General features: G+C 65.9%; 13 protein-coding genes. 7 read left to right on the forward strand and 6 right to left on the reverse strand.

The window, feature by feature from the left end:
* Positions 1-37: 37 nt before the first annotated feature.
* The 4 genes from WI560_RS20945 (at position 38) to WI560_RS20960 (ending at position 1,258) form a co-directional block, all read left to right on the forward strand.
* The gene (locus WI560_RS20945) at positions 38-628 is read left to right on the forward strand and encodes a hypothetical protein (protein ID WP_375304678.1); all 591 of its coding nucleotides are present in this window, start codon (positions 38-40) and stop codon (positions 626-628) included.
* A gap of 91 nt (positions 629-719) precedes the next feature.
* Entirely contained in the window at positions 720-863 is a 144-nt protein-coding gene (locus tag WI560_RS20950) for a hypothetical protein (protein WP_375304679.1), read from the forward strand.
* Between the two features lie 5 nt (positions 864-868).
* Positions 869-1,042: a hypothetical protein gene (locus WI560_RS20955; RefSeq protein WP_375159676.1), complete on the forward strand. Its 174-nt coding sequence runs from the start codon at positions 869-871 to the stop codon at positions 1,040-1,042.
* A gap of 24 nt (positions 1,043-1,066) precedes the next feature.
* The gene (locus tag WI560_RS20960) at positions 1,067-1,258 is read left to right on the forward strand and encodes a hypothetical protein (protein ID WP_028137337.1); all 192 of its coding nucleotides are present in this window, start codon (positions 1,067-1,069) and stop codon (positions 1,256-1,258) included.
* Positions 1,259-1,284: 26 nt separating this feature from the next.
* Here the strand turns inward: WI560_RS20960 and WI560_RS20965 are convergent, their stop codons facing one another.
* From WI560_RS20965 to WI560_RS20985, 5 genes are all read right to left on the reverse strand, one after another.
* Complete coding sequence (locus WI560_RS20965) at positions 1,285-2,724, reverse strand: serine/threonine protein kinase (protein ID WP_375304680.1); 1,440 nt, start codon at positions 2,722-2,724, stop codon at positions 1,285-1,287.
* 5 nt (positions 2,725-2,729) lie between these two features.
* Positions 2,730-3,470 (reverse strand): metallophosphoesterase family protein, encoded by a 741-nt coding sequence (locus tag WI560_RS20970; RefSeq protein WP_375304681.1) that lies wholly within the window; start codon positions 3,468-3,470, stop codon positions 2,730-2,732.
* 114 nt (positions 3,471-3,584) lie between these two features.
* Complete coding sequence (locus WI560_RS20975) at positions 3,585-4,190, reverse strand: hypothetical protein (RefSeq protein WP_257196139.1); 606 nt, start codon at positions 4,188-4,190, stop codon at positions 3,585-3,587.
* Complete coding sequence (locus WI560_RS20980) at positions 4,183-4,869, reverse strand: hypothetical protein (RefSeq protein ID WP_028137341.1); 687 nt, start codon at positions 4,867-4,869, stop codon at positions 4,183-4,185. The genes WI560_RS20975 and WI560_RS20980 overlap by 8 nt, the downstream gene beginning before the upstream one ends.
* Positions 4,866-5,645 (reverse strand): MotA/TolQ/ExbB proton channel family protein, encoded by a 780-nt coding sequence (locus WI560_RS20985; RefSeq protein WP_375304682.1) that lies wholly within the window; start codon positions 5,643-5,645, stop codon positions 4,866-4,868. Before WI560_RS20985 ends, WI560_RS20980 begins: the two co-directional genes overlap by 4 nt.
* A 199-nt stretch (positions 5,646-5,844) precedes the next feature.
* Between WI560_RS20985 and WI560_RS20990 the strand changes: the two genes are divergently transcribed.
* The 3 genes from WI560_RS20990 to WI560_RS21000 all read left to right on the forward strand — a co-directional run bounded on the left by WI560_RS20990 (position 5,845) and on the right by WI560_RS21000 (position 8,289).
* A complete protein-coding gene (locus WI560_RS20990) occupies positions 5,845-7,215 on the forward strand; it encodes a sensor histidine kinase (RefSeq protein WP_375304683.1) in 1,371 nt (456 codons plus the stop codon).
* Between the two features lie 7 nt (positions 7,216-7,222).
* Positions 7,223-7,873 (forward strand): response regulator transcription factor, encoded by a 651-nt coding sequence (locus WI560_RS20995; RefSeq protein ID WP_257175394.1) that lies wholly within the window; start codon positions 7,223-7,225, stop codon positions 7,871-7,873.
* A 110-nt stretch (positions 7,874-7,983) separates the two neighbouring features.
* Positions 7,984-8,289, forward strand: a complete 306-nt coding sequence (locus tag WI560_RS21000; protein ID WP_375304684.1) for a hypothetical protein — start codon at positions 7,984-7,986, stop codon at positions 8,287-8,289.
* 35 nt (positions 8,290-8,324) lie between these two features.
* On the opposite strand, the gene WI560_RS21005 is transcribed toward WI560_RS21000, so the two are convergent.
* The gene (locus tag WI560_RS21005) at positions 8,325-8,912 is read right to left on the reverse strand and encodes a TetR family transcriptional regulator (protein ID WP_375304685.1); all 588 of its coding nucleotides are present in this window, start codon (positions 8,910-8,912) and stop codon (positions 8,325-8,327) included.
* Positions 8,913-9,066 lie beyond the last annotated feature (154 nt).

Genomic DNA, 9,066 nt, shown 5'->3' on the forward strand with positions numbered 1-9,066 from the left:
TCCCGAACCGGCGGCTCCGCCGCTGCGACCAAAGGCAATGAATGGAATTCACGCCACCCCGTTTTCCGCAGGCTTGGAACGCCTGCGCGCCGAATCCCTGCAGGACGGAGAGCGGGTGATCTGGCAGGGCCAGCCCGACGGCGTCGCCCACATGATGATGTGGCGGTATCTTTGGTGGATCGGATTTCCCTGGCTGTTGCTGACCGCCATCGGCTTCGATTGGATCGGCGGCGCGGCCCAGCCTCTCGCGATGCTCGGCGTTGCGATGGTTGCGGCCCCGCTGGTGATGCTGCTTCAGGACTTGCAAACGCTCTATCTCATTACCGATCGTCGCGCGCTCATCTTGCGAACGGCCTGGGGCAGACGGACGGTGAGCCAAACGTCATTCCAGGCGATGGACCCGGATTGCGAAATCCTCGACATCGGCCGTGGCGCCGGTCACCTCAATTTCGCGTCGGGAAGGTCGACCCGCTCGCCCGATGCCGACTATACTGGACGCTACGGATTTCGCTGTCTTCGAGAAGCGCCGCGCATACGGGAGATCCTCGAAGGTGCGCGCACGGGCGCGATGCGACAGCACGGAAAAAAAGTCGCGGCTCTTACGGGTGCTGCAATGCGCAATGCCTAAAATTGCAGTCTTGATCCGTACTCATCCGGACTTCACTGATTCGCGCAAATCACCGCAAGTGATTCCTGCCTGCTTTTGACGGGAGGACATCATGACGGCGATCCTGCTCTGGACTGGTGTAGCGTTGTGGTTGGCGTTCAACGCGGCGATTGCGGCTCGCAGCCTGCATGTGGCGCGACCGCTGAAGGCCGAGGCTTCTGCCCGCGTCATTCACCTTCATCGGCATCGGGGCTGAACGCCATGCAGATCACGCTCGTGAAGCGCCAGCCGAAGCGCAGGTGCCGGATCCCGCGCCGCCCGCATCCGGGCCTTGATTATTTCTTCGGCCGCCTCGATCGCACCGACGGCGCGATGGACGACGATGCCAGGCTCGACACGACCGACCTCGATCATTCGTTGGCGTCACAGCACTGATACTTCCCTCTTTCGGACCACCCCATGAAACCGCACTGCCCGAACTGCCTGAAGGAAATGACCAAGGCATCCGCGTCGCGTAACCTGTTCAATTGCGAGCCCTGCCGCGAGATCATCCAGTTTTTCGGCGGCAGCGCGGATCACGGCGAGCCCGGCCCGCAATTCTCCTGGCCGATCCGCCGCAAGCGGGTCGCTCACGCCGTTCACGCGGCCTGATCCGCCAGTTCAAATCGGCCGGCAGCCTATCCAGGTGCTTCGCCGGCATTGGACTTGCCGGCATCGCCGGCCATCCGCGGCGGCCGTACCACGGTGACGGTGCAGGCCGCTTCCGCGGCCACCTTGGCCGAGACGCTGCCGAGCAGCGTGCGCCTGAACGAGTCCTGCCGCGCTCCGATGATGACGTGGTCGACCTGGTTGACCTCGGCGAATTCCAGGATCGCGGCGGCGGGATCAACCGCCTCCAGCACATGAGCCGTCAGCCGGCTCTCATCCAGTTTGAGCGGCGTCGCCCAGTGCCGGAGTGCGACAAGGCGGTCGATATGCTTGTTGGACCCCTGCTCGTCCAAGGTGCGGTCGACCGCGATCCGGCTCAGCTTGAGCACGTTGAGGCAGGCGAGCCGCGCTGACGGCAGGGTGGCGAGGATGCGCTGGGTGGTCACGCGCAGCGCCTCGTTGAGCTCCGGTGCGCCTTCCACTGTGTCGAGCGCGACAGCGAGGATCGGGCTCGATGCGATTTGGGCGGCGACATCCGACTTCGCGCGCGGCGCCATGACACCCAGATTGAACCGGCGCCGCCAGGCGACGCTGATCGGGTCGCGTTTGATCCGCTCCGAGCGCGTGGTGAGCTTGACCTGGTCCGGATGGGCGAGATCGAAAGCAAGCTGGGACGCCGTCGGATAGCGCCACACCGGCTCGATCTCGAGACACCGCAGCACCACCTCCTGGAGCCAGGGCGGATAGTCGGCGCGGAGCTTGCGCGGCGGATGCGGATCGCGCCACAGCCGGCGCCGCATCGCGCGCAGCGTCTCGCCCTCGCCGAACGGCCGCTCGCCGGTGGTGAAGAAGTAGAGCAGCACGCCGAGCGAAAACAGATCGCTGCGCGGATCGTCGCGCACCCCCGACAGCCGCTCGGGCGCCATGTAGGGCGCAGTGCCGTAAGGCAGGCGGAACTCCTCCTGCAACAGATCCGGCAGGTGATTGTGATGCGACAGGCCGAAATCAATCAGCACGGCCTCGCCGCTCTCGCGGAACATGATGCTGCTTGGCTTGATGTCGTGATGGATCACGTTCTGCCGGTGCAGGTCGGCCAGCGCGCTCGCGATCCTGGCGACGAGCTGCCGGGCTTCGTCATAAGGCAGCGGCAGGTCGGGCAGCCGCTTGTAGAGCGTGGCGCCACCGATGCGCTCGATCACGACATAGGCCTGGTGCGCGAAATCGCCGGTGCCGAAACAGGTCGGAACGTGCGGCCCCGCAAGCCGCGGCAGGATCATCATCTCCATCTCGAAGGAGACGATCGCGGCGGGATCCTCGCCCTCCGAGACCCGCGGTATCTTCATCAGCAGGGGCACGTCGATGCCAGGATGGGTGACGGTCCACAGCGTTGCCATGCCGCCGGCGTGAACGCATTCGCCGATGGTGTAGCCATCGATCACTGCGCCGGATTTGACCAGAGGCTTCGGCATTGCCTTCAGCGCCCCTGCGACAGCCGATCGGCGAGCCAATGCGGCAGACCGTTGTCGCGAATTCTGCCCGCTGCGGTCGCGATGTCATAGGGCGCGCGGCAATAGGTGATCTGGCACGATTCGGTGTCGAACAAGACGAAAGCTGCCGACGGATCACCGTCGCGGGGCTGGCCGACCGAGCCGAGCACGGCGAGCCATTGCCGTCCACGCAGGAGCTGAACCGGGACGTCGGTCTTCGGCACGAAGCTCGTCATCTTCGCCGTCACCGACATCGAATAGAGCGCGGGACGATGGACATGGCCGCAGAACGTGACATGGGCCGGTGTCGCGATCAGGCTTTTGGCGGCCTCCACGGTCGAGCGGACATAGTGCCAGCGCTGGGGGTGGGAGGCTTCCGAATGCACGAAGAGGCGATCGCCGTCCTCGACCAGCATCGGCAATTCGGTCAGGAACCGCCGCTGCGCCCCGTCAAGCCGGCCACGGGTCCATTCGATCGCGACCTGCGCCTCGGCGTTCATGGTCTCTGCGGAGGAATTGACCGCCTGGTCGTGATTGCCGCGCACGGCGACAGCACCTTGGGCAACGAGCTCCATTGCGGTATCCACCACCCATTCGGGATCGGCGCCATAGCCGACGAAATCGCCGAGCAGCACGAATTGCTCCGCGCCCTTCGCACGGGCGACCTTCAGGCAGGCCTCGAAGGCCTGCCGGTTGCCGTGAATATCCGAAAAGACAGCGAGAAGCACGCACCCTCCACCCTCGAATTCTTATTGAAAGCCGATAAGGCCAATTTGAGGGAGGTCAAGACCATGCGCCAGCGCGGCGGCCTTTGCCAGCGCCCGCCGACGATGGCGGAGAGCCTATTGCTCGTCTTTCGGGGGCATTCGGGGCGGCGGCAGCGGGGTGAACACGGCGCCTTGCGCGCCGGCCGGCGGGGCGATGAACTCGCCGGTCGAGGAATCGCCGCCGGTCGTCTCCAAGATGGTCTTGGGCGTCACATATTCGCGGACCATGTCGATGATGCTGCCATCGCCGCCGCCGAAGTCGGCGGCGCGGCCGCCTTGCGGATTTCCCAGCGCGATCTCGTTCTCCGCGGCATGGGTCTTGTCGGCGAGCCTGTCGTTGTAGGGCACGCGGAAGGCACGCGGAATGCCGCTCGGGCGATTGTCCTCGTCGAGCTGCTCGACCCACAGATAGATCGAGCCGGGATCGCCCTGAAGCGAGTGCGGCTCGACGATGCGGGCCTTCAACAGCTTGAAGGACGCCGGCAGCCGGTCGGAACTGGCCCAGCCGAGCAGCCCGCGCATCTCGGTGAAGCTGACGACATAGAAGGCGCTGGTCACGATCACCGCGACCGCCTTCAGCGACCAGTGCAGGCGCGCATAGACCAACACGACCAGCAGCAGCGCGCCGATCACGGCGTAGGCGACCGACAGCGTCAGGATGACCGTCTGCAGATCAGTCACGGCGTATCCTCGTGGGGTTCCTGCTCACTCCGGTCCTCGGGTCGAGATCGGCGCCGTTGCGCCAGCCGCTGCGGAACGTCTCCAGCAGCGACTTCGGCCGCTGATCGACGTTGACGACCTTGCCCTCGTCATCGATCCGGAACCGGACCGCGGTCTTCTCGTCGCCGGTGTGGTCGAGCGTGAACTTGTTGTCGAACACCACCTGCGCCGTCGGATTGAGCTTCTGCACCTTCACGTTGGCCGTGACGGGCTCGCCGGTCGTCGCCACGAAATGCGAGATGTTGACGGTGTATTCGCCGGCCAGGATGCCGCGCACCGTGACGATCTCCTCGCGGATCGGCGAGGCGATCTTCTTGCCGGCGACGATGATGAAGTCGTTGGCCCCGCCGCGGTCGTCGCGGTCGAGGGTGAGGAAGCCGGCCTCGCGGTGGCGATACCAGGCGATGTTGCCGGCGGGATCCTGCACGAACAGGTCGAGATCGTCGGGGTGATTGTCCGGCCAGTCCAAGGTGATCATGAACTCGGCCTTGGAGTCGATCTTGCCCTCCTTGGCGTCCGGGGAGACCGCCAGCAACGCCAGGAAGAACAGGAACGCGATCACCTGGAGCGCCTTGAACAGCATCACGCCCAGGGGGTCGAACGCCTCCTCGCGCGGATAGAGACCGAAATCATCCATCATGACGAGGTGGCGCCCTTGACTGCGCCTTTGCGCTCGAGCACCGGCGTCACAAAGGTCTCGGTCAGCACCACCGCGTCCGAGAACACCCGCTGGGTCGCGGCGTCCAGCATGTAATACTGGATGCGGACCAGGATCGAGCCGACGAGGCCGGCAAGCGTCGTGTACATCGCGACCGCCATGCCGTCGCTCATCAACCCCATCGAGGAGCGCATCGCGACCTTGTCGGCGGCATCCAAGCCCGCGATCGGCGCCAGCATGATGATGAAGCCGATGATGGTGCCGAGCAGGCCGAGCTTCATCAGCGTGTCCGAGACGAAGGCTCCGAACCCGTTGGAGCCGCGCAGGCGATCGGCGAGCGTTCGCAGCAGCAGGGTCTGATCCACCGGGCGATAGTCCTGCGCTGCGGCCTTGGTCACCAGGCTTTCGATGTGATCGCGTACCAGCCCGCGCGGCAACGCCGCCGCACGCGCATCGAGGGCCTTGCCGCCATCGGGGGCCGCCAGCACCGCGCGGCAGCGCCGCGCCGCTGCGCCCTCCCGCGCGATCGCCCGCGTGCGCAGGAAGCAATGGCCGCAGGTGAGGACATAGAGTACCGCGATCACGCTCGAAATGTAGGTGCGGTCTGAGGTCAGCATCAGATGGATCAGACCGAACCGCCACAGCAGCACGACGGCGAAGATCGAGAGTCCGGTGAAGATCATCCAGAACAGGAGCGCGCTGCGCTCGGACGGGTCGGTCGCTACAGGCGCGATCGGTCCAATCGTCATCGAACTCATGCTGCACCGCTCCTCGGGCCGCACCGATCGGCCCATCAAGATTCCACCCGATTAGATCAAAGCCGCCGTATCAGGTCCAAAGACCCATGCCCAATCCGGCTTGGGAAATTTGCCCGAGCTGCGATCCTGCCTAACCCCGCAATTGGCAAGGCGCGGCGGCGTTGTTAGGCTGACCTTATCAAACGTCGAGGGTGATCGCATGCGCCTCGTGCTTCAGCTTGTCGCCCGTCTGCTGCTCATCGTGGCCCTGTGCCTGGGCGCGGCAACCATATGGGCCACGTTCGACGCCTATCGCAGCGTCGATCGGGCGACCGCAGCCTCGGCGCAGCGCGTCGCGCAGGCACTTCAGGGGCTGTATTGGCGCGAGCTTTTGTTGCGCAGCAGCAGGGCGCGCGAGCATATCCTGCCGGTTCCGGACTGGCGCACCCTGGAGACCATGAAGCTGATCGCGCCGGGCGTCTGCGTCGAGTTCCAGCCGGCCATCGCTTTTGAGAAGCCGCTGTGCGGCCAGAGCGAGGGGCTGGGCAAGACGCCGCCGCGCTGGTTCGCCGCCATCGTGCCGATGATCCTCGGCAGCCACGCCGAGGTGATACGGCCGGTCAGTCCCCGGGCCGCTTCCGCCGGCACGGTGGTCGCGACGCCGGATGCGGCCGCCGCGATCTCGCTCGCCTGGGAGTACATCCTCAACGTGATCGACGTCGCGCTGTTGATGGCGGCGGCGATCGCCCTGCTGGCATCGCTCGCGATCGCCCATGCGCTGGCCCCGGCGCGCGCGATCGTGACGGCGCTGCAGCGCATGGCGCGCGGACAATATCGCACCCAATTGCCGCGTTTCCGCTCGATGGAGCTGGCGATGATCGGCCGCGCCGTCGAGGAGCTCGGCGGCCGCCTGGAGGAAGCCACCGAGCAGCGCGCCGCGCTGACGCGGCGCCTGATCGAGATCCGCGACGACGAGCGCCGCGCCCTCGCCCGCGAGCTGCACGACGAGTTCGGGCAGAATTTATCCGCCATTCTCGCTTTCGCCAACACGATCGAGACGGCGAGCAAGAAGGGAAACGCCGACATCGGGATCGCGCAAGATGCGCGCATGATCTCGCAGGCCACCCATCATCTGATGGCCTCGTTGCGCGATGCGCTGAAGCGTCTGCGCAATCCGCTGCCCGAGGAGCTCGGGCTCGAGGCGAGCCTCGTCAATCTCGTCGACAGCTGGCGCTCGCAGAGCGCGGCGCGGCCGACGATCCGGCTCGACCTCAGGGGCGACCTGACGGACGTGCGGGGAGCGGCCGCCACCACCGCCTATCGCGTGGCGCAGGAATGCCTGACCAACGCGCTACGCCACAGTGCGGCGCGCGAGATTTCCCTGCGCATCGAACGCCGGACCGGCGACGACAACGCGCTGCTGATCCGCGTCGAGGACGACGGCGGCGGCGATGCGGCGCGTGTTGCACAGTCGGCCGGCTTCGGCCTGACCGGCATCCGCGAGCGCGTCAATGCGGCCGGCGGATCGCTCTCGATCCTGCCTGCCCGCGGCGGCCTCAGCGTCGCCGCCACCATCCCGCTCGCCGCGTGAGGCCGCCATGAGCGAGGTGGCGGCAACAGGCATCTCCGTGCTGCTGGTCGACGACCATCCGATCGTCCGGCAAGGCTACCGGCGTGTGCTGGAAAGCCAGGGCGATCTGCATGTCGTCGCGGAAGCCGACAACGCCGCGGACGCCTATGGCGCCTTCAAGGCGCACGACCCCGATGTCGTGGTGCTCGACATCTCGATGCCGGGTGCAAGCGGGCTGGAGGCGATCCGCAACATCCGCGCCCGCAGCCCGCGGGCGCGGATCCTGGTTTTCACCATGCACAACGAGGCCGTGCTGGTGAAAGCCGCCTTCGGCGCCGGCGCCAGCGGCTTCGTCACCAAGAGCAGCGAGCCATCCTCGGTGGTCGGCGCCATCCGTGCCGTCGCCCGCGGCGAGCGCGCCATGAGCGACGACATCGCGCATATCCTGGCCGAGGACAGCCTGTCGTCGGGTTCGGTGCTGGATCAGTTGGGGGAGCGCGAGATCGAAATCCTGCGCCAGTTCGCCGGCGGCGCCACCACCGAGCAGATCGCGGCGCATCTCAATCTCAGTGTGAAGACGGTGCAGAACTATCACTACCTGATCAAGACCAAGACCGGCGCACGCACGGACGCGCAGCTGGTGCGGCTGGCCGCAACCTGCGGTCTGACGAGGATCTAGCAGCAGAGCTGCCGCACCGGTTTGCCCCTGAAGCTTCTCGATCTGCCGAACGAAATTGGAACGCAGACCCTCCGGCTCCGGTTAACACGGCAATGAAGGAGTACAGGGTCATGAGTAAGGGTCACCACAAGTCAGTCGACCATCCCCCCGTCATCACGGTCGGCGAGTTGATCGACGAGCTCTGCCGCCTGCCCGACACCGCCGTCGTCCACTTCCGCTGTCCGATGCTCGATCAGGAGCTGACATTCCACCGGCTTCGAAAGCGGTCAAAAGACGCCGTAGAAATCGCGGTCGATGTCTATCCGGTTAGTCCGCCGGTCGTGCCGTCGTCCGATTCGGCCTACCAAACGCGAAGACATTCGGCTTCCTCGCCCTCGCTTCGCGACGGCGCCCTTCTTCACAAGGCGAGAGGTTGATCGGCCGCACAGCGAAGTGAATGAGTCCTGCGGCCTCAGGCCGCCTTCAGACCGCGCAGCAGCAGCGCCAGCGTCGCGTCGACGCGCGCAGCAAGATCGGCATCCTTCCACTCCTCGGCATGAGCCGGATGGTGGAAACGGACGGTCGCATCGAAGATCGCGCGCGCCGTGATCTTCGCGTCGGCGACGTCAAACACGCCCTGCTTCACGCCGTCGCTCAGGATCGCCGCGATCTGGTCGATCATGGTGTCCTTGTGACACTTCACGGCCGCGCAGGCCTCGCGCGCCAGCGTCAGGTAGGTCTCGAACATCTCGGGGTCGTCGAGCACGCGCGAGCGCTTGGCAGCGAACAGCGTACGCAGCCAGCGGTCGAGCCTGGCCGGCGCCGGGCCCTGCTCCTCGACGATCGCGCGCAACGGCGCGTCGATGCGGTCCAGCCAGCGCTTGGCAACCGCCTCGCGCAGCGAGGCCTTGCTGGGGAAATGGCGGTAGACGCTGCCGTGGCTCACATCGAGCGCACGGGCCACGTCGACCACGGTGGCCTTGGCAAGTCCGAAGCGCCGGAGCACGTCCTCGGTGACGTCGAGGATCCGCTCCGGCGTCAAGACAACAGCTTCATTCATGCCAGCACCATGTTCCCGTTGAGGGCTCAGTTTCCCGGCAGTAGAGCTGCTTCCGAAGCGCCCTGGCCGGTCGTTTCGGAAAGCCTATGCCCTAATGAGGCAGTTTCGCAGCCTGCGCCGCGATCTGGCGCGCCACCAGCAGATTGAGCCAATG

This window comes from Bradyrhizobium sp. A11 (genome assembly GCF_042077125.1).
Lineage (GTDB): Bacteria > Pseudomonadota > Alphaproteobacteria > Rhizobiales > Xanthobacteraceae > Bradyrhizobium > Bradyrhizobium japonicum_B.